Below are 19,150 nucleotides of genomic sequence, written 5' to 3' on the forward strand. Positions count from 1 at the left end.
CCACTTGGCTCAGGAGAGTGCACTCGGGGTCGACCATCGGGCCTATTGGCGGCACTCAGTGCCGTCAACTTGCTCATCCTGCCCGCTCCAGGGCCCATCCGGAAGTGCTGTGTGACCTTTCCGACTCGTTTGATCGATCATTTTTTTCACACGGGTGGACAGGTTTACCGCAAGGTTTCACGGCCGGGGCCCGGCCAGCCGGAAGTCGAGCGCCGTGCACCGCCGCCCGGCCGACACCGTGCGCACCGCCTGGCCGATCGCCTTGCGCGAGCCGACGAGGACGACCAGCTTCTTCGCCCGGGTGACCGCCGTGTACAGCAGGTTCCGCTGGAGCATCATCCAGGCGCCGGTCGTCACGGGGATGACGACGGCCGGGTACTCGCTCCCCTGGGACCGGTGGATGGTGACCGCGTACGCGTGGGCCAGTTCGTCCAGTTCGTCGAAGTCGTACGGCACCTCCTCGTCCTCGTCGGTCAGCACGGTGAGGCGCTGGTCCACCGGGTCGAGCGAGGTGACGACGCCCACGGTGCCGTTGAAGACGCCGTTCTCGCCCTTCTCGTAATTGTTGCGGATCTGGGTGACCTTGTCGCCGACCCGGAACACGCGTCCGCCGAACCGCTTCTCGGGCACGTCCGGGCGCCCCGGCGTGACGGCCTGCTGGAGCAGCCCGTTCAGCGTCCCGGCGCCGGCCGGTCCCCGGTGCATGGGGGCCAGCACCTGCACGTCCCGGCGCGGATCGAGCCCGAACTTCGCGGGGAGGCGCCGCGCGGCGACGTCGACGGTGAGCCGCCCCGCCTCCTCGGTGTCGTCCTCGACGAAGAGGAAGAAGTCCTTCATGCCGTCGGTGACGGGGTGCTGCCCGGCGTTGATCCGGTGCGCGTTGGTGACCACGCCGGACTGCTGGGCCTGCCGGAAGACGCGGGTGAGGCGCACGGCGGGCACCGGGCTGCCGGGCGCCAGCAGGTCCCGCAGCACCTCCCCCGCACCCACACTCGGCAGCTGGTCGACGTCCCCGACGAGGAGCAGGTGGGCGCCCGGGGCGACGGCCTTGGCGAGCTTGTTGGCGAGGAGCAGGTCCAGCATCGACGCCTCGTCCACCACCACCAGGTCGGCGTCGAGCGGCCGTTCCCGGTCGTAGGCCGCGTCGCCGCCGGGCTTCAGCTCCAGCAGCCGGTGCACGGTGGACGCCTCGGCGCCGGTCAGCTCGGCGAGCCGCTTGGCGGCCCGTCCGGTGGGCGCGGCGAGCACGACCTTCGCCTTCTTGGCCCGCGCCAGCTCCACGATCGACCGGACGGTGAAGGACTTGCCGCAGCCGGGCCCGCCGGTGAGCACGGCGACCTTCTCGCTGAGCGCGAGCTTGACGGCGGCCTCCTGCTCGGGCGCGAGGTCGGCGCCGGTGCGCCCCTTCAGCCACCCGAGCGCCTTGTCCCAGGCCACGTCCTGGAAGCCGGGCATCCGGTCCTCGTCCGTGTGCAGGAGGCGGCGCAGTTGTCCGGCCAGGGCCAGCTCGGCACGGTGGAAGGGCACGAGGTAGACGGCGGTGACCGGCTCGCCCCCCTCGGGGTGGGGGACCTTCTCCCGCACGACACCGGGGTCCTCGCCGTCCTCCTCGGGCTCGGCGGCCAGCTCTCCCAGGCACTCGATGACCAGCCCGGTGTCCACCTGGAGCAGCTTCACCGCGTCGGCGATCAGCTTCTCCTCGGGGAGGTAGCAGTGCCCCTGGTCGGTGGCCTGCGAGAGCGCGTACTGCAGCCCGGCCTTCACCCGCTCCGGGCTGTCGTGCGGGATCCCGACGGACTGGGCGATCTTGTCGGCGGTGAGGAAGCCGATGCCCCAGACGTCGGCGGCGAGCCGGTAGGGCTGGTTCTTCACGACGGAGATGGAGGCGTCCCCGTACTTCTTGTAGATGCGGACGGCGATGGAGGTGGACACCTCGACGGTCTGGAGGAAGAGCATGACCTCCTTGATCGCCTTCTGCTCCTCCCAGGCGTCGGCGATCTTCTTGGTCCGCTTGGGCCCCAGGCCGGGCACCTCGATGAGCCGCTTGGGCTCCTCCTCGATGATGGTGAGGGTGTCCAGCCCGAAGTGCTGCGTGATCCGGTCCGCGAAGACCGGCCCGATGCCCTTGACCAGCCCGGACCCGAGATAACGCCGGATGCCCTGCACGGTGGCGGGCAGCAGCGTCGTGTAGTTCTCCACGTGGAACTGCTTGCCGTACTGGGGATGCGACCCCCAGCGCCCCTCCATCCGCAGCGACTCCCCCACCTGCGCACCGAGCAGCGCGCCGACGACGGTCAGCAGATCGCCGGCGCCTCTGCCGGTGTCGACCCGGGCGACGGTGTAGCCGTTCTCCTCATTGGCGTACGTGATCCTCTCCAGAACGCCTTCGAGGGTGGCGAGCCGCCGCTCGCCGGGGGCCGCGGGGGGCTGGTTGGGCATGATCCGACGGTACCGGTGGGGTGTGACAGGGGTGACCGTGACCGGGTTCTCAGTACGCTCGGAGCGTGGACTACCTCAGGATGCGCGACATCGCCGAGGGCCTTGAGTCATACGCGGAGCGGCCGGAAGGGGCCTGGCGCGTGGAGATCGGGCCGTCAGGCCCGGTGCTGACCATGAGGCGTCCGTCCAAACGCCGTGAAGGCATGGTCCGACGCATCCGCGAGCAATTGGATGCGCAGCTCATCAGCGCCCACCCCGGCTACATCTGCGCGAACGGCCCCGAGATCGAGCACCCCGCCATCGGCCGCAGCATCCCGCACCACATGATCGTCGACCCGCGCACCGGCACGATCGAGGTGCACTCCGAGCCGTGCAAGGGCCGCTACAGCAGCAAGGAACCGTACATCTTCGGCGACTTGGTGCCGTTCGGGCCGTGGACGGTGGAAACGTCGGAGTTCCGCCAGGTACGGCAGGGACGGCTAGCGCCGAGCGGGCGACTTCAGGGCTTCGAGGAAGTGGGTGAAGGCACCCACCGGGAAGCCGAGGGTGGCTCGGTTGGGCGCCTTGCTGTCGCGGACGGCGACGTGAGTGTCCGAGGTGGCTATCTCCACGCATTCGTTGCCGTCGCCCGGGCCTGAGTGGGACGACTTACGCCAGTTGTCCATGGGTCTTAGAACTCCTTCGCCAGGCGGTGGATGAAATCCCGCGACTGTCCGGGATCGAGTGACGCGGCTTCCACCTTAAGAAGAGTTGTTCGATAGGTGTTGAGCTGAGCCTCGGAATCGATGAAGGCCGAGCCGTGAAGGGCGTCGCGGACCACGGTGTCGAGTTTGGGCAGCGGACCGCCCACGTACGTCATCGTGCTGGAGGCGGCGGCGAAACCGTCCAGGTCGAAGGGGATGACACGCACGGTGATGTGTTCCGCCTCGGAGAGCTCCAGAAGCCGTGCGAGTTGGGTCCTGGACGTGGCACGGTCACCGACTCTGATGCGAAGCGCCGCTTCGTGGATCACCGCTTCGTAGGGGATGCCGAACCTCTGGCGCCCCTTCCGGTGCTGGATGCGCAATTCCAGCTCTTCGGCAGTCAGTTCCGGCAACCTGGCGGAGAAGACGGCACGCGAATAGTCCTCGGTCTGAAGCAGCCCCGGCACGTAGAGGATTGCCACGTGGCGAAGGAACCGGGCGTGGTGCTCCAGCTCGGACAGGTCCAGGAACGGCGTGGGAAGCAGTCCTCGGTACTGCTCCCACCAGCCGGTTGACCGCTCGGTGGCCATGGCGACCAGCGCGTCGACGAACTCCTCGTCCGTACAGGCGTAGTGGGAGGCCAGTCGGCGAACTCGCTGCTCGCTCACGCCCGCGAGGGCGGACTCGATGTGAGTGATCTGAGCGGGCGCCACACCGAGCAGCTCCGCCGCCTGGCGGGAGTTGAGGCCGGCCGCCTCCCGGAGCCTGCGCAGTTCGGTTGCAAGTCGCATCTGACGTGCCGTCGGTTCGCGCCTCTTCACCATCGACTGGCCCTCTTCACACATCTGTTGGTGCAACTCGTTCGGCGTCAGATTACGCGATCGACTTGCCGCGTCCCTAAATTTAGATCTACCTTCAGTGACGCGACGCACACCGTGCGACACCAGCTCACCGGAAGCGCACCGCCCCGTCCTGCCATGACGGCTGCGGCAATGACACCGGGCCCGCCCCTCACCCCAACCGCTCTCTGCGAGGAGTCCCGCATGCCCGAAAACGAACCCTGGGAGTACTCCCTCTACATCCCCAACGACCTGCGCGCCGTCACCGTCAGCCGCCGCACCCTCCGCCTCGTCCTCACCATGCACGGGCTGATCCGCCTCGTCGACGTGGCCGAACTGCTCGCCACCGAGCTGGTCTCCAACGCCGTACGGCACACCAAGGGCCCCGTCGCCCTCCGCATCCGCTGGTCGCCGCCGGGCACGCTGCGGATCGGGGCGTGGGACGCGGACCCCGAGCCGCCCGAGCCACCCGCCAGGTTCGAGAAGGTGACGGAGATGGAGGAGGGGCGGGGGCTGGCGCTCGTGCGGGCCTGCGCGGACGTGTGCGGGTGGCGTCCGCTGGCCCGGCACGGCAACCGGGGGAAGTACGTGTGGTGCGAGCTGTCGGCGGCCTGACATCGGCGCTGTCAACCCCTGATCACCCGAGGCGCCATCCATGAAGCCCTCGGTCTCCAGGTGGACGCCGATCAGGGGCGCGTCGACGTCGACGTCGTAGGTGTTGCCGGCCGAGCGGTCACCCGGAGTGCTTGCCCGGGGTGTGGCCGAACGCGCGGCGGAACACGTCGATGAAGGCGCTGGTGGACGACCATCCGCACTGGTTCGCGACCTTGGTCACCGGCGTCTGCTCGGCCAGCAGGACCAGGGCGCGGTGAAGGCGCAACTGGGTGCGCCACTGGGGGAAGGTCATCCCGAGCTCCTTGCCGAACAGGCGTGAGAGTGTCCGGGCGCTTGCTCCGGCCTCTCGGCCCAGTTCGGCGAGTGTGCGGTTGTCCGACGGGTCGACGCGCAGCCGGTCGCAGACCGTCCGCAGCACTGGGCTGCTCGGGGTGGGCAGGTGCAGGGGCTGTTGCACCGAGATGCGCAACTGGTCGAGCAGCACCGCGCGCAGCCTCTTTTGCTCGGGGCTGTCGTCGTCCTCGCCGCGGGTACAGGTGATGATCAGCTCACGCAACAGCGGGCTCACCGCCAGCACGGCAGGGCCGTCCAGACGCAGCGGGTCTTCTCGCCGGGGCAGTCCCAGCAGATGCAGTTCGACATCACCGTGCGCCTGATGGGCATGTCCGGTGCCGGCCGGGATCCAGATGGCGCGGGTCGCCGGGGCGACCCAGGAACCCGCGCTGGTGGTGACGGTCAGCACGCCCCGGCCCGCGTGGACGATCTGATGGTCGTCGTGCCGGTGGGCGTCGATCTCCCCACCCGAGGGCAGCCGCTGGGTCCGGGTGGGGGCCACGGGCGTGTGGCGTACTTCCGTCATTGTCTGGCACGTTATCGGAAGCGCGACGCGTTGAGTACCGCGCAGGATGACGAAGTGAGAAGAAGCCTCTCCATCACCTTGCTGTCCGTCGGGCACGGCTGTGTCGACGTCTACCAGGGGGCCGTCGCCGCTCTCGTACCGTTCTTCGTCGCCGAGCGCGCGTACGGTTACGCGGCCGCCTCGGGCATCGTGCTCGCGGCCTCGATCCTCTCCTCGGTGGCCCAGCCCCTCTTCGGCGTGCTCACCGACCGCAGGGCCGTACCCTGGCTGCTTCCCGGCAGCACCCTGCTCACGGGCCTGGGCATCGCGCTGAGCGGCGTGAGCGACTCGTACGCCGTCACACTCGCGGTCGTCGCGGCCTCCGGGGTCGGAGTGGCGGCCTATCACCCGGAGTCCGCGCGGGTGGCCAGGGTCGCCGGCGGCGGCAGCCACAGCGCCATGGGATGGTTCTCGCTCGGCGGCAACCTCGGCTTCGCGCTGGCCCCGCTCGCGGTCGCGGCGGTGGTCGCCGTCGGCGGACTGCGGCTGACTCCGCTGCTCCTGCTGCCGGCCGTGGTCGGTGCCTCCCTGTGCCTGCCCGTGCTGCGCGGACTGGAGACCCGGCTGCCCGACACCGCCAGGTCCCCTGTGACGGGCCGGGACGACACCGCTTCGTTCGTCCGGCTCTCGCTGGCCGTGGTGTGCCGATCCATCGCGTTCATCGGCCTGGGCACGTTCATCTCCCTGTACGCCGCCGAGCGCATGGAGGGCAGCAGGGCCGCCGGCACGGTCGCGCTGTTCCTGCTGTACCTGGGAGGCGCGGTGGGCAGCGTGCTGGGCGGTGCGCTGGCCAACCGCTGGGACCGGGTCCGGGTCTCGCACTGGTCGTACCTGCTGACCGCCGGATCGATCGCCGGCCTGGTCTTCGTCCCCGGCCCGGCCCTCTACCTGTTCGTCATCCTCACCTCGGCCGGTCTGTACGTTCCGTTCTCGCTCCAGGTCACGCTGGGCCAGGACTACCTGCCCTCGCGGATCGGAACCGCCAGTGGCATCACGCTCGGTCTGACCGTGAGTATCGGCGGCCTGATCAGCCCGGTCATCGGCACCATCGCCGACAGGACCTCGCTGCAGACCGCCCTGACCCCGCTGATCGTGATGCCTCTCCTCGCCTGGCTGCTGTTCAGGACCCTGCCCGAACCCGCCGTGCCGGGGTTCGAGAACACGGCGTCGAAGGAAGACGACGCTCATGCCGAGCCCTCCGACGCCAGATCCCGGCCACGGTAGCGGGCCTTTGACATGCAGCTCATTGGCTGCCTATCGTTAAAGGCAGCCAATGAGCTGCATGTCAGAGGGGCGGAGATGGACGAGGTCTTCAAGGCGCTGGCGGACGGCAGTCGGCGACGGCTGCTGGACAGTCTGAACGCGCGCAACGGGCAGAGCCTGCGCGAGCTGTGCGCCGGGCTGGACATGGCCCGGCAGTCGGTCAGCAAGCACCTGGCGCTGCTGGAGGCGGCCCACCTGGTCACCACCGTCCGGCGGGGCCGGGAGAAGCTGCACTACCTCAACGCCGAACCGATCAACGCCATCGCCGAACGCTGGATCAGCCGCTACGACCGGGAGCGGGTGCACGCACTCGCCGACCTCAAGCACGCGCTGGAGGACACCGCCATGGACAGCAACGCGTTCGTCTACACGACCCACATCAGGACCACGCCGGAGAAGCTGTGGCAGGGCCTGACCGACCCGGCCTTCACCCGCCGCTACTGGGGGCTGGAGTTCGGCACCGACTGGGCGGCGGGGTCGCCCGTGGTGTGGCGGGAGCGGGGGGCCGAGACGGCCGACCCCGAGCAGGTCGTGCTCGAATCGGACCCCTACCGGCGGCTGGCGTACACCTGGCACACCTTCACACCGGAGTGGGCGGCGGCCAACGGGATCGACGACGCGACCCTCGCCCGGCTCTCCGCCGAGCGGCGCTCGAAGGTGGCGTTCGACATCGAGGACCTCGGCGGGTCGGTGAAACTGACCGTCGTCCACGACGGGTTCGAGCCCGGCAGCACCGCCCGCGAGATGATCCAGCACGGCTGGCCCGCCCTCCTGTCCAGCCTCAAGACGCTGCTGGAGACCGGAGAGGCGCTCCCGGCACCTCACTGAGCCGCTCGGCTCAGCGGCTCAGGGCCGTCTCCTCGCCCATGCGCGACAGCTTCTCCGGATTGCGCACCGCGTAGAGCCCCGTGATGCGGCCGGCCTCGAAACGGACCGCCACCACGGTGTCCAGCTCGCCGTCGAGCCGGATGACCAGGGCCGGGTGTCCGTTGACCTGGGCCGGGTCCATCGTCATCGCGACGGGCAGCTTGACCAGGCCGCCCAGCATGAGGCGGGCCACCTTGTCGGCGCCGGTGACGGGCCGCAGCACCGCCTGCTTGATGCCGCCGCCGTCGCCGAGCAGGACGACGTCCGGAGCGAGGATGTCGAGCAGGCCCTGGAGGTCACCGGTCTGGACGGCCCGCTGGAACGCGGCGAGCGCGTCCCGGGTCTCGGAGCGCGAGACGGCTCCGCGCGGCCTGCGTGCCGCGACGTGCGCACGGGCCCGGTGCGCGATCTGCCGGACGGCGGCCGGGCTCTTCTCCACGGCCTCGGCGATCTCGTCGTAGCCGAGGTCGAACACCTCACGCAGGACGAACACCGCCCGCTCGACCGGCCCCAGCGTCTCCAGGACCAGCATCATCGCCATCGACACGCTGTCGGCCAGCTCGACGTCCTCGGCCACGTCGGGCGTGGTGAGCAGCGGCTCGGGCAGCCAGGAGCCGACGTAGGACTCCTTGCGGCGGCCGAGCGTACGCAGTCGGTTCAGGGCCTGGCGGGTGGTGATGCGGACCAGGTAAGCGCGGCGGTCGCGCACCGTGCCGAGGTCGACTCCCGCCCACTTCAGCCAGGTCTCCTGGAGGACGTCCTCGGCGTCGGCGGCCGAGCCGAGCATCTCGTAGGCGACCGTGAAGAGCAGGTTGCGGTGCGTGACGAAGTCCTCGGTGGCCGCGTCCACGGCGGCGCCCTCGCCGGTCGCGTCGCCCTGTTCGCGGCCACTGTTCTCGCTGGTCACCAGCTTCTCCCGTTCGTTCGGTTCCGGCGGTGTCTCACGCACGGGACACCGGTCGCCGGGTTTCTGTGACACCTGTCGGTGGTGTCCTGGGTCACGTCCGCGTCCTGTCACAGGGCGCGGGGCGGCGGCGTCTTGTGTTCGTCACCGAGGCACCGAGAGCGAGCGAGGACGAGATCATGGACACCCGATTCAACCTGTTCGAGAACGAGGTCGGCAGCCGGTTCGCCAAGCGGTTCGCGGGCACCGCGATGATCCTCCAGCAGTCGACCCTGCCGCACTCCACGCAGGAGCTGGTGGCGTTGCGGGCCAGCCAGATCAACGGCTGCGGGCACTGCATCGACATGCACACCAAGGAGGCCGCGGCCGCGGGCGAGAGCGCGGTACGGCTCCACCTGGTCGCCGCCTGGCGCGAGTCGACCGTGTTCACGGAGGCCGAGCGGGCCGCACTGGCCCTCGCCGAGGAGGGCACCCGGCTCGCCGACGCCCACCAGGGCGTGTCCGACGAGACGTGGGCCCAGGTGCGCAAGCACTACGACGACAACGAGGTCGCCGCGCTGGTCTGCGAGGTCGCCATGATCAACGCGGCCAACCGGCTCGCCGTGATCACCCACCAGCAGGGGGGCTCGTACGAGGCGGGGATGTTCGCGGCCGCCATGGACTGAGCCGCACGAGCCGCACGGCTCACGACCCGCGGAGGGCGCCGACGACGAGTTCCACGTCGGCGCCCTCCCGCACGACCAGGTCCCGCACCCGCCACGCCCGCGCGTCGATCCGGGTCCCGGCGGCCGTGGTGTGGGCGGGGACGGTCAGCACCAGGGGCGACCCCTCCCCCGGCTCCGTGCGCAGCCGCGCCGCCACCATCACCCCGTCGGAGAACCTCAGGTCCACGTCGAGCGGCCGGGGCACGGCGACGAAGGCGTCCGGGTCCGGGAGCCCTTGGACACGGCAGCGCGCCCCCGGGAAGAGGTGCGTGTGCCCGCACAGCGCCGGGAAGGTGTCCGTCCCGGCCGGTCCGCCGGAGGGGTGGGCCATGTGCGTGCTCCCGGGTTCGAGGAGGGGCGGGGGCGCTCACCCCCGCACCCGGCGAGGCGGCCACCGCCGTCGTCCCGTTCCTACCGCCTGACCGGCCCGGACGGTACTCGGACGGCCCGTTCGTGGCGGTGGGCTGGGTGTCGGGCACCGGTCCACCGCCCCGGACGGGCCCGGTCACGATTGCGTCTCGGCCCGATCCGACCCCTTGATTCCTGCCCGTGTAATCGTTTCCAATCCTCCGTGTAATCGATTCCACGAGGAGGTGGAACGACGATGGCGAGCATCAAGGACGTCGCCGCCGAGGCGGGTGTGTCCGTCGCGACGGTCTCGCGGGCGCTCAACGGCCACCCGTCGGTCAGCGCCGCCGCACGCGCCCGCGTGCTGGCCGCCGTCGAGACGCTGGGCTACCGTCCGAACGCCCTCGCCCGGTCGCTGCGCACCGACCAGACCCGCACCCTCGGCCTGGTCATCAGCGACGTCATGAACCCGTACTTCACCGAGCTGGCCCGTTCCGTCGAGGAGGAGGCCCGCGCGCTCGGCTACAGCGTCATCATCGGCAACGCCGACGAGCGGCCCGACCTCCAGGACCACCACGTCACCACGCTGCTGGACCGCCGGATCGACGGGCTTCTCGTCTCCCCCACCGACGGGGGCTCCCCGCGCATGCTGGACGCCGCGCGGGCCGGGACGCCGATGGTCTTCGTCGACCGCTGGATCCCCGGCGTGGACGTGCCCGTCGTCAGGTCGGACGGGCGGGCGGCCGTACGGGATCTCGTCGCGCATCTGCACGGGCTCGGGCACCGGCGGCTCGCGATCATCGCCGGGCCCGCCGCCACGACCACCGGACGCGAGCGCGTCGACGCCTTCCGAGAGGCGCTCGCCGCGTACGGGCTCCCCCTCCCGGACGCCTACATCGGCCAGGGCGACTTCCAGGCCGGCAGCGGACGCCGGGTCACCGAGGGCTTCCTCGACCTGCCCGAGCCGCCCGAGGTCGTCTTCGCCGCCGACAACCTGATGGCGCTCGGCGCGCTGGACGCCGTACGCGCCCGCGGGCTGCGGGTCCCCGAGGACATCGGGCTCGCCGCCTTCGACGACATCCCGTGGTTCGTGCACACCGGCCCGCCGGTCACCGCGATCGCCCAGCCCACCCGCGAGCTGGGGCGGGCCGCCGTACGCGCGCTGGTCGAGCGGATCGCGGGGCGGGCCGGTGAGTCCGTGACCCTTCCGGCACGGCTCGTCGTCCGCCGCTCGTGCGGTGAGCCGCCCGGCGCACCACACCCCCCGTCCCCGTCCCCCGTACGAAGGAGTACGCCGTGAGCAGCCGCAGTCCGGACGAGTTGCTGCGCATCGAGGGCATCCGCAAGACCTTCCCCGGCGTGGTCGCGCTCGACAGCGTCGACTTCGACCTGCGCCGGGGCGAGGTGCACGTGCTCCTCGGTGAGAACGGCGCGGGCAAGAGCACGCTCATCAAGATGCTCTCCGGCGCCTACACGCCCGACGCCGGGCGGATCCTGGCCGGTGGTGAGGAGGTGCGCATCCACGGTGCGCAGGACTCCGAGCGCCTCGGGATCGCCACCATCTACCAGGAGTTCAACCTCGTCCCCGACCTGACGGTGGCGGAGAACATCTTCCTGGGGCGCCAGCCCCGCCGGCTCGGCGTGATCGACCGGAAGAAGATGGAGGCCGACGCCGAGGTGCTGCTGGAGCGGGTGGGGGTCCACGTGTCTCCCCGCGCGCGGGTGCGTGAACTCGGTATCGCCCGGCTCCAGATGGTCGAGATCGCCAAGGCGCTCAGCCTGGACGCGCGGGTGCTCATCATGGACGAGCCGACCGCCGTGCTCACCTCCGACGAGGTGGAGAAGCTGTTCGCCATCGTGCGGCGGCTGCGCGAGGACGGCGTCGGCATCGTCTTCATCACCCATCACCTGGAGGAGATCGCCGCGCTCGGCGACCGGGTCACCGTCATCCGGGACGGCCGGAGTGTCGGCCAGGTGCCCGCCTCCACGCCGGAGGACGAGCTGGTCCGGCTCATGGTCGGGCGGTCGATCGAGCAGCAGTACCCGCGCGAGCGCACCGACGCCGGTGAGGCGCTGCTCAAAGTGGAGGGGCTCACCCGGGACGGTGTCTTCCACGACGTCGGCTTCGAGGTGCGGGCCGGTGAGGTCGTCGGCATCGCGGGGCTCGTCGGCGCCGGGCGGACGGAGGTGGTGCGGGCGGTGTTCGGTGCCGATCCCTACGACGCCGGAACCGTGCGGGTCGCGGGCGCGCCGCTGCGCCGGCACGACGTGAACGCCGCCATGGCCGCCGGGATCGGGCTCGTCCCCGAGGACCGCAAGGGGCAGGGCCTCGTGCTCGACGCCTCCGTGGCGGAGAACCTCGGGCTCGTCACGCTGCGGTCCAGCGCCCGCGCCGGACTCGTCGATCTCAAGGGGCAGCACGCGGCGGCCGAGCGCATCGCCGGGCAGCTCGGGGTGCGGATGGCCGGGCTCGGCCAGCACGTGCGCACGCTGTCCGGCGGCAACCAGCAGAAGGTCGTCATCGGCAAGTGGCTGCTGGCGAACACCAAGGTGCTGATCCTCGACGAGCCGACGCGCGGTATCGACGTCGGCGCCAAGGTCGAGATCTACCAGCTCATCAACGAACTGACGGCCGCCGGTACCGCCGTGCTCATGATCTCCAGCGATCTGCCGGAGGTGCTCGGCATGAGCGACCGCGTGGTCGTCATGGCGCAGGGGCGCGTCGCGGGTGAACTCACCGCCGAACAGGCCACCCAGGACGCCGTGATGGCGCTCGCCGTCAGCACCCACACCAGCAACTCCCCCCACAGCGACGGAACGGAGGCCTCCGGTGGCCACTGACACGCTCAAGAGCAAGCCGGGCGCGCAGGGCGCCACGGGCGGTCTGCGCCGCCTGCTGCTCGACAACGGCGCGCTGACCGCGCTGATCGTCCTCGTCATCGCCATGTCGGCGCTGTCCGGGGACTTCCTGACCGCCGACAACCTCCTCAACGTCGGCGTCCAGGCCGCCGTCACCGCGATCCTCGCGTTCGGCGTCACCTTCGTCATCGTCTCGGCGGGCATCGACCTGTCGGTCGGCTCGGTCGCCGCGCTGTCGGCCACCGTGCTGGCCTGGAGCGCCACCGAGGCCGGGATCCCGGTGGTGCTCGCGGTGCTGCTGTCCGTCCTGACGGGCATCGCGTGCGGTCTGGTGAACGGTTTCCTCATCTCGTACGGGAAGCTGCCGCCGTTCATCGCGACGCTCGCCATGCTGTCGGTGGGCCGCGGTCTGTCGCTGGTCATCTCGCAGGGCTCGCCGATCGCCTTCCCGGACTCGGTCTCGCACCTCGGCGACACTCTCGGCGGCTGGCTGCCGGTGCCGGTGCTCGTGATGATCGTGATGGGCCTGATCACCGCGTTCGTCCTCGGCCGGACCTACATCGGCCGCTCCATGTACGCCATCGGCGGCAACGAGGAGGCCGCGCGGCTGTCCGGCCTGCGGGTGAAGCGGCAGAAGCTCGCCATCTACGCCTTCTCCGGCCTGTTCGCCGCCGCCGCGGGCATCGTGCTCGCCTCCCGGCTCTCCTCCGCGCAGCCGCAGGCCGCGCAGGGCTACGAGCTGGACGCCATCGCCGCCGTCGTGATCGGCGGTGCCTCGCTGGCGGGCGGCACCGGCAAGGCCTCGGGGACGCTGATCGGCGCGCTGATCCTCGCCGTGCTGCGCAACGGCCTCAACCTGCTGTCCGTCTCCGCGTTCTGGCAGCAGGTCGTCATCGGTGTCGTCATCGCGCTGGCGGTGCTCTTCGACACGCTGCGCCGCAAGGCGGGCGCGGTCACGCCGGCGGCCGGGGCGTCCGGTGGCGGCAACCGGGGCAAGCAGGCCCTCACGTACGTGATCGCGGCCGTCGTCGCGGTGGCCGTCGTCGGCGCCACCTCGCTGCTGCACAACGGTTCCTCCGGCGGCAAGGACGAGAAGATGGGGCTGTCGCTGTCCACGCTCAACAACCCGTTCTTCGTGCAGATCAGGAACGGCGCGGAGGCGGAGGCGAAGAAGCTGGGCGTGGACCTCACGGTCACGGACGCCCAGAACGACGCCTCCCAGCAGGCCAACCAACTGCAGAACTTCGTCAGCGGCAGCCTGTCCGCGGTCATCGTCAACCCGGTGGACTCCGACGCGGCCGGTCCCTCGGTGCGCTCGGCGAACAAGGACGACATCCCCGTCATCGCCGTGGACCGCGGCGTCAACAAGGCGGACACGTCCGCGCTGGTGGCCTCCGACAACGTCGAGGGCGGCAAGCTGGGCGCCCGGGCGCTCGCCGAGAAGCTCGGCGGCAAGGGCACCATCGTCGTCCTCCAGGGCCAGGCCGGCACCTCCGCCAGCCGGGAGCGCGGGGCGGGCTTCGCGGCCGGGCTGAAGGAGTACCCGGGCATCAAGGTCGTCGCCAAGCAGCCCGCGGACTTCGACCGCACCAAGGGCCTGGACGTGATGACCAACCTGCTCCAGGCGCACCCGGACGTCGACGGCGTCTTCGCGGAGAACGACGAGATGGCGCTGGGCGCGATCAAGGCGCTCGGTTCCAAGGCCGGAAAGTCGGTCCAGGTCGTCGGCTTCGACGGCACCCCGGACGGACTGAAGGCGGTCCAGGACGGCGCGTTGTACGCGTCCGTGGCGCAGCAGCCGAAGGAACTGGGCAGGATCGCCGTACAGAACGCGCTGCGGGCTGCCGAGGACAAGAAGGTGGAGCAGACGGTGAAGGTGCCCGTGAAGGTCGTCACCAAGGAGAACGTGGCCGGCTTCGGGGGCTGAGACCGGCCGTCGGGACCCGGCGGAAACCAGCGGGAATCACTCGAATCGGAGAACGATTGATGTACGACTACGACCTGCTGGTCGTCGGATCGGCCAACGCCGATCTGGTGATCGGTGTCGAGCGGCGGCCGGCCGCGGGCGAGACGGTGCTCGGCTCCGACCTGGCCGTCCACCCGGGCGGCAAGGGCGGCAACCAGGCCGTCGCCGCCGCCCGGCTCGGTGCCCGTACGGCCCTGCTGGCCCGGGTCGGCGACGACGACTACGGCCGGCTGCTGCTGGACTCGCAGCGGGCGGCCGGCGTCGACACGGTCGGTGTGCTGGTGGGCGGCGCCCCGACCGGCGTCGCGCTGATCACCGTCGACCCGTCCGGGGACAACAGCATCGTGGTCTCGCCGGGCGCCAACGGCCGGCTGGCACCGGGCGACGTCCGGGCCGCCGCGAGCCTCTTCCACGCCTCCCGGGTGGTCTCCACGCAGTTGGAGATCCCGCTGGAGACGGTCGTGGAGGTGGTCCGCTCGCTCGCGCCGGACAGCCGTTTCGTGCTGAACCCGTCGCCGCCGCGCGCTCTCCCGCGGGAGGTGCTTGCCGCCTGTGACCCGCTGATCGTCAACGAGCACGAGGCCAAGGTGATCCTCGGGGACTCGCTGATCGGCGAGCGCCCCGAGGACTGGGCCCGCGTCCTGCTGGCCAAGGGCCCGCGCTCGGTGGTCGTGACCCTGGGCGCCGAGGGCGCGCTGGTCGCGTCGGCCGCCGGGGGCGTGGTCCGGGTGCCGTCCGTGAAGGTGGACGCCGTGGACACCACGGGCGCGGGTGACGCGTTCACCGCGGCGCTGGCCTGGCGGCTGGGCACCGGCGAGTCGCTCGCCGAGGCGGCGGCGTACGCGGCCCGGGTGGGCGCGGCGGCGGTCACCAAGGCGGGCGCGCAGGAGTCGTACCCGACGGCGGCCGAGGCCGAGGCACTGGAGGCCGGGGCGCTGTGAAGAAGGCGGGGATACTCAACCGGCATCTGGCGGGCGCGCTCGCCGAACTCGGGCACGGGGACGGCGTCCTGGTGTGCGACGCGGGCATGCCCGTGCCGGACGGGCCGCGCGTCGTCGACCTGGCCTTCCGGGCCGGGGTGCCGTCCTTCGCGGAGGTCCTTGACGGTCTGCTGGCCGAGCTGGTCGTCGAGGGCGCGACGGCGGCGACGGAGGTCCGGGAGGCGAACGCCGAGTGCGCCGCGCTGCTCGACGGGCTCTTCCCCGCCCTCGGGCTCGTCCCGCACGAGCGGCTCAAGGAGCTGTCGGCGGGCGCGCGGCTGGTCGTGCGCACCGGGGAGGCGCGGCCGTACGCCAATGTGCTACTGCGGTGCGGGGTCTTCTTCTGAGGCTATGAGCCTCCGAGTTCCGCCCAGGTGCGGAACAAGTTTGAGGGGGCCCGGTCGACGACCGGGCCCCCTCGGGTTTCCCCTCCCCTTCGGAACCCCGGGAATTCCCCCCCAGGTACCCCCACGGGAGTTCCGATGCCAGGTACGACCCGCCGGGGGGCGGAAGGGTTGCACGGTCGCCGGGATTATTTTCCGGGCGTCCCGTCCCCCGCGTGCTCGGCGAACCGGGCCGCCGTCTCGGCGAGCACCTCCCGCCCGTCCCGCGCCCACAGCCCCTCGTTGAACAGCTCGACCTCGATCGGGCCGCTGTATCCGGCCGCCTCGACGTACGACTTCCACTCCCGCATGTCGATCGCGCCGTCGCCGATCTGGCCGCGGCCGTTGAGGACGCCCTCGGGGAGCGGGGTGGTCCAGTCGGCGAGCTGGAAGGTGTGGATGCGGCCGCCCGCGCCGGCCCGGGCGATCTGCTCGGGCGCCCGGTCGTCCCACCAGATGTGGTACGTGTCGACGGTGACGCCGACCTGCTGGGCCGGGAAGCGTTCGGCGAGGTCCAGGGCCTGGGCGAGGGTGGAGACCACGCAGCGGTCCGAGGCGAACATCGGGTGCAGCGGCTCGATGGCCAGGCGTACCCCGTGCCGCTCGGCGTAGGGGCCCAGCTCGGCCAGCGCGTCCGCGATGCGTTCGCGGGCGGCGCGCAGGTCCTTGTCGCCGGCCGGGAGGCCGCCGGAGACCAGCACGAGGGTGTCGGTGCCGAGGGTGGCGGCCTCGTCGACGGCGCGGCGGTTGTCGGCCAGGGCCCTGGCGCGTTCGCCGGGGTCGACGGCCGTGAGGAAGCCGCCCCGGCACAGGGTGGTGACGGTCAGGCCCGCGTCGCGGACCAGCTTGGCGGCCGCCTCGACGCCGTACGCCTGGACGGGTTCGCGCCACAGGCCCACGTTCGTGACGCTCAACTCGGTGCAGGCGTCCGTCAGTTCCGGCAGTGGCAGTTGCTTGACCGTCATCTGGTTGATGGAGAAGCGGGAAAGGTCTCCGGTCGCCGTCACTGGTTCACCCCGTACAGGCTCAGCAGGTTCTTCATGCGCTCCTCCGCCAGCTTCGGGTCCGGGAACAGGCCCAGGCCGTCCGCCAGTTCGTAGGCGCGCGCGAAGTGCGGGAGGGAGCGGGCCGACTGGAGGCCGCCGACCATGGTGAAGTGGCTCTGGTGGCCCGCCAGCCACGCCAGGAACACCACGCCCGTCTTGTAGAAGCGGGTGGGGGCCTGGAAGAGGTGACGGGACAACTCGACTGTGGGGTCGAGGAGTTCCCGGAAGCCGTCGACGTTCCCGGTGTCCAGGACACGGACCGCTTCCGCCGCCAGGGGGCCCAGCGGGTCGAAGATGCCGAGCAGGGCGTGGCTGAAGCCCTTCTCGTCGCCCGCGATCAGCTCGGGGTAGTTGAAGTCGTCGCCGGTGTAGCAGCGCACGCCCTGCGGGAGGCGGCGGCGCAGGTCGACCTCGCGCCGGGCGTCCAGCAGGGAGACCTTGATGCCGTCGACCTTGTCGGGGTGGGCGGCGATGACCTCCAGGAAGGTGTCCGTCGCCGCGTCCAGGTCGGACGAACCCCAGTAGCCCTCCAGGGCCGGGTCGAACATCGGGCCCAGCCAGTGCAGGATCACCGGTTCGGTGGCCTGGCGCAGGAGGCGGCCGTAGACGTCCAGGTAGTCGTCCGGGCCTTTCGCGGTCGCGGCGAGGGCGCGGGAGGCCATGAGGATGGCCTGGGCGCCCGACTCCTCCACCACCGCGAGCTGTTCCTCGTAGGCCGTCCGGACCTCCGCGGGGGTGGTGGTGGCCGTCGCGGTCAGCTGGTCCGTGCCCACGCCGCAGGCGATGCGGCCGCCCGCCTGCTTCGCCTCGGCGGCGGAGCGGCGGATCAGTTCGGCCGCCGTCGCCCAGTCCAGGCCCATGCCGCGCTGAGCGGTGTCCATCGCCTCGGCGACGCCGAGCCCGTGCGACCACAGGTGGCGGCGGAAGGCGAGGGTGGCGTCCCAGTCGACCGCGGCGTGCCCGTCGGGGGTGGTGTCCGCGAACGGGTCGGCGACGACGTGCGCGGCCGAGAAGACCGTACGGGAGGTGAAAGCGCTTCCGCCGCCTGTCCCCGGAACGGCCGGGGGTGCGGTGCGGGGTTCGTAGGCGCGCAGGGAGCCGTCGGGGTTCGGGAGGTGGAGGGTCACAGGCCGATCTCCGGTACGTCGAGGCGGCGGCCCTCGGCCGAGGACTTCAGGCCCAGCTCGGCCAGCTGGACGCCGCGGGCGCCGGCCAGCAGGTCCCAGTGGTAGGGGGCGTCGGCGTAGACGTGCTTGAGGAACAGCTCCCACTGGGCCTTGAAGCCGTTGTCGAACTCGCCGTTGTCCGGGACCTCCTGCCACTGGTCGCGGAAGACCTCGGTGGCGGGGATGTCCGGGTTCCAGACGGGCTTGGGGGTGGCGGAGCGGTGCTGGACGCGGCAGTTGCGCAGTCCCGCGACGGCGGAGCCCTCGGTGCCGTCGACCTGGAACTCGACCAGTTCGTCGCGGTTGACGCGGACCGCCCAGGAGGAGTTGATCTGGGCGATCGCGCCGCCCTCCAGCTCGAAGACGCCGTAGGCCGCGTCGTCGGCGGTGGCGTCGTAGGGCTTGCCCTTCTCGTCCCAGCGCTCGGGGATGTGGGTGGCGGTGAGGGCCTGGACGGTCTTCACGCGGCCGAACAGCTCGTGCAGCACGTACTCCCAGTGCGGGAACATGTCGACGACGATGCCGCCGCCGTCCTCGCTGCGGTAGTTCCAGGACGGGCGCTGCGCCTCCTGCCAGTCGCCCTCGAAGACCCAGTAGCCGAACTCGCCGCGCACCGACAGGATCCGGCCGAAGAAGCCGCCGTCGATGAGGCGCTTCAGCTTGAGCAGTCCGGGGAGGAAGAGCTTGTCCTGCACGACGCCGTGCTTGATGCCCTTGGCCTGGGCGAGGCGGGCCAGTTCCAGGGCGCCGTCGAGGCCGGTGGCCGTCGGCTTCTCGGTGTAGACGTGCTTGCCCGCGGCGATCGCCTTCCTGATCGCCTCCTCGCGGGCCGAGGTCACCTGGGCGTCGAAGTAGAGGTCGATGCCGTCGTCGGCCAGGACCGCGTCGAGGTCCGTGGAGACGTGGTCGAGTCCGTGGCGTTCGGCCAGCGCCCTGAGCGCGTGCTCGCGGCGGCCGACCAGGACCGGCTCCGGCCACAGCACGGTGCCGTCGCCGAGGTCGAGGCCGCCCTGTTCACGGAGGGCCAGGATGGAGCGGACGAGGTGCTGGCGGTAGCCCATGCGCCCGGTCACACCGTTCATGGCGATACGCACCGTCTTGCGTGTCACGTCATTCCCTTCGTACGAGCCGTACCGAGCCATACAGCACGTCGTACGAGCCGTACAGCAAGCGCTTTCTATGTAGAACGA

General features: G+C 71.1%; 18 protein-coding genes. 9 read left to right on the plus strand and 9 right to left on the minus strand.

From position 1 onward, the window contains the following. Positions 1-177 precede the first annotated feature (177 nt). The 3 genes from recD2 to ACZ56V_RS07450 form a co-directional block, all read right to left on the minus strand. Positions 178-2,439 (minus strand): SF1B family DNA helicase RecD2, encoded by a 2,262-nt coding sequence (gene recD2 / locus ACZ56V_RS07440; RefSeq protein ID WP_467378189.1) that lies wholly within the window; start codon positions 2,437-2,439, stop codon positions 178-180. 479 nt (positions 2,440-2,918) lie between these two features. Next, positions 2,919-3,104 carry a DUF397 domain-containing protein gene (locus ACZ56V_RS07445; RefSeq protein ID WP_468940047.1) on the minus strand — a complete coding sequence of 62 codons (186 nt, stop codon included), beginning with the start codon at positions 3,102-3,104 and terminating at the stop codon, positions 2,919-2,921. Between the two features lie 5 nt (positions 3,105-3,109). Continuing rightward, on the minus strand, positions 3,110-3,946 hold the full coding sequence (locus tag ACZ56V_RS07450) for a helix-turn-helix domain-containing protein (protein WP_468940050.1): 837 nt from the start codon (positions 3,944-3,946) through the stop codon (positions 3,110-3,112). 219 nt (positions 3,947-4,165) lie between these two features. Between ACZ56V_RS07450 and ACZ56V_RS07455 the strand changes: the two genes are divergently transcribed. Next, entirely contained in the window at positions 4,166-4,576 is a 411-nt protein-coding gene (locus tag ACZ56V_RS07455; RefSeq protein WP_468940053.1) for an ATP-binding protein, read from the plus strand. A gap of 118 nt (positions 4,577-4,694) precedes the next feature. On the opposite strand, the gene ACZ56V_RS07460 is transcribed toward ACZ56V_RS07455, so the two are convergent. Then, positions 4,695-5,435: an AraC family transcriptional regulator gene (locus ACZ56V_RS07460; protein ID WP_468940056.1), complete on the minus strand. Its 741-nt coding sequence runs from the start codon at positions 5,433-5,435 to the stop codon at positions 4,695-4,697. A 54-nt stretch (positions 5,436-5,489) separates the two neighbouring features. On the opposite strand from ACZ56V_RS07460, the gene ACZ56V_RS07465 reads away from it, so the two are divergent. Together ACZ56V_RS07465 and ACZ56V_RS07470 are read left to right on the plus strand one after the other, a co-directional pair. Further along, entirely contained in the window at positions 5,490-6,698 is a 1,209-nt protein-coding gene (locus tag ACZ56V_RS07465) for an MFS transporter (protein WP_468940058.1), read from the plus strand. Positions 6,699-6,773: 75 nt separating this feature from the next. After that, positions 6,774-7,565 (plus strand): ArsR/SmtB family transcription factor, encoded by a 792-nt coding sequence (locus tag ACZ56V_RS07470; protein WP_468940061.1) that lies wholly within the window; start codon positions 6,774-6,776, stop codon positions 7,563-7,565. 10 nt (positions 7,566-7,575) lie between these two features. On the opposite strand, the gene ACZ56V_RS07475 is transcribed toward ACZ56V_RS07470, so the two are convergent. Continuing rightward, the gene (locus ACZ56V_RS07475; protein ID WP_467378200.1) at positions 7,576-8,553 is read right to left on the minus strand and encodes an RNA polymerase sigma-70 factor; all 978 of its coding nucleotides are present in this window, start codon (positions 8,551-8,553) and stop codon (positions 7,576-7,578) included. Positions 8,554-8,687: 134 nt separating this feature from the next. Between ACZ56V_RS07475 and ACZ56V_RS07480 the strand changes: the two genes are divergently transcribed. Further along, the gene (locus ACZ56V_RS07480; RefSeq protein ID WP_467378202.1) at positions 8,688-9,173 is read left to right on the plus strand and encodes a carboxymuconolactone decarboxylase family protein; all 486 of its coding nucleotides are present in this window, start codon (positions 8,688-8,690) and stop codon (positions 9,171-9,173) included. Positions 9,174-9,192: 19 nt separating this feature from the next. Here ACZ56V_RS07480 and ACZ56V_RS07485 read toward each other — a convergent pair whose 3' ends face one another. Continuing rightward, entirely contained in the window at positions 9,193-9,543 is a 351-nt protein-coding gene (locus tag ACZ56V_RS07485; protein WP_468940065.1) for a hypothetical protein, read from the minus strand. A 273-nt stretch (positions 9,544-9,816) separates the two neighbouring features. Between ACZ56V_RS07485 and ACZ56V_RS07490 the strand changes: the two genes are divergently transcribed. Genes ACZ56V_RS07490 through rbsD form a run of 5 tightly spaced genes read left to right on the plus strand, consistent with a single transcriptional unit; the run spans position 9,817 to position 15,712 of the window. Beyond that, positions 9,817-10,860 carry a LacI family DNA-binding transcriptional regulator gene (locus ACZ56V_RS07490; protein ID WP_398910742.1) on the plus strand — a complete coding sequence of 348 codons (1,044 nt, stop codon included), beginning with the start codon at positions 9,817-9,819 and terminating at the stop codon, positions 10,858-10,860. Next, positions 10,857-12,401 carry a sugar ABC transporter ATP-binding protein gene (locus tag ACZ56V_RS07495; RefSeq protein ID WP_468940069.1) on the plus strand — a complete coding sequence of 515 codons (1,545 nt, stop codon included), beginning with the start codon at positions 10,857-10,859 and terminating at the stop codon, positions 12,399-12,401. The genes ACZ56V_RS07490 and ACZ56V_RS07495 overlap by 4 nt, the downstream gene beginning before the upstream one ends. Beyond that, positions 12,391-14,346, plus strand: coding sequence for an ABC transporter permease/substrate-binding protein (locus ACZ56V_RS07500; protein WP_468940072.1), 1,956 nt, complete (start codon positions 12,391-12,393; stop codon positions 14,344-14,346). Before ACZ56V_RS07495 ends, ACZ56V_RS07500 begins: the two co-directional genes overlap by 11 nt. A 59-nt stretch (positions 14,347-14,405) precedes the next feature. Next, positions 14,406-15,326: a ribokinase gene (locus ACZ56V_RS07505; RefSeq protein WP_467378208.1), complete on the plus strand. Its 921-nt coding sequence runs from the start codon at positions 14,406-14,408 to the stop codon at positions 15,324-15,326. Beyond that, the gene (gene rbsD / locus ACZ56V_RS07510; RefSeq protein WP_467378210.1) at positions 15,323-15,712 is read left to right on the plus strand and encodes a D-ribose pyranase; all 390 of its coding nucleotides are present in this window, start codon (positions 15,323-15,325) and stop codon (positions 15,710-15,712) included. The genes ACZ56V_RS07505 and rbsD overlap by 4 nt, the downstream gene beginning before the upstream one ends. 185 nt (positions 15,713-15,897) lie before the next feature. Here rbsD and ACZ56V_RS07515 read toward each other — a convergent pair whose 3' ends face one another. Genes ACZ56V_RS07515 through ACZ56V_RS07525 form a run of 3 tightly spaced genes read right to left on the minus strand, consistent with a single transcriptional unit; the run spans position 15,898 to position 19,069 of the window. After that, positions 15,898-16,713, minus strand: a complete 816-nt coding sequence (locus tag ACZ56V_RS07515) for a sugar phosphate isomerase/epimerase family protein (protein ID WP_468940472.1) — start codon at positions 16,711-16,713, stop codon at positions 15,898-15,900. Positions 16,714-16,751: 38 nt separating this feature from the next. Beyond that, on the minus strand, positions 16,752-17,921 hold the full coding sequence (locus ACZ56V_RS07520) for a dihydrodipicolinate synthase family protein (RefSeq protein WP_468940077.1): 1,170 nt from the start codon (positions 17,919-17,921) through the stop codon (positions 16,752-16,754). Beyond that, positions 17,918-19,069 carry a Gfo/Idh/MocA family protein gene (locus ACZ56V_RS07525; protein ID WP_468940079.1) on the minus strand — a complete coding sequence of 384 codons (1,152 nt, stop codon included), beginning with the start codon at positions 19,067-19,069 and terminating at the stop codon, positions 17,918-17,920. The genes ACZ56V_RS07520 and ACZ56V_RS07525 overlap by 4 nt, the downstream gene beginning before the upstream one ends. Positions 19,070-19,150 lie beyond the last annotated feature (81 nt).

This window comes from Streptomyces sp. NPDC034099, assembly GCF_055575415.1.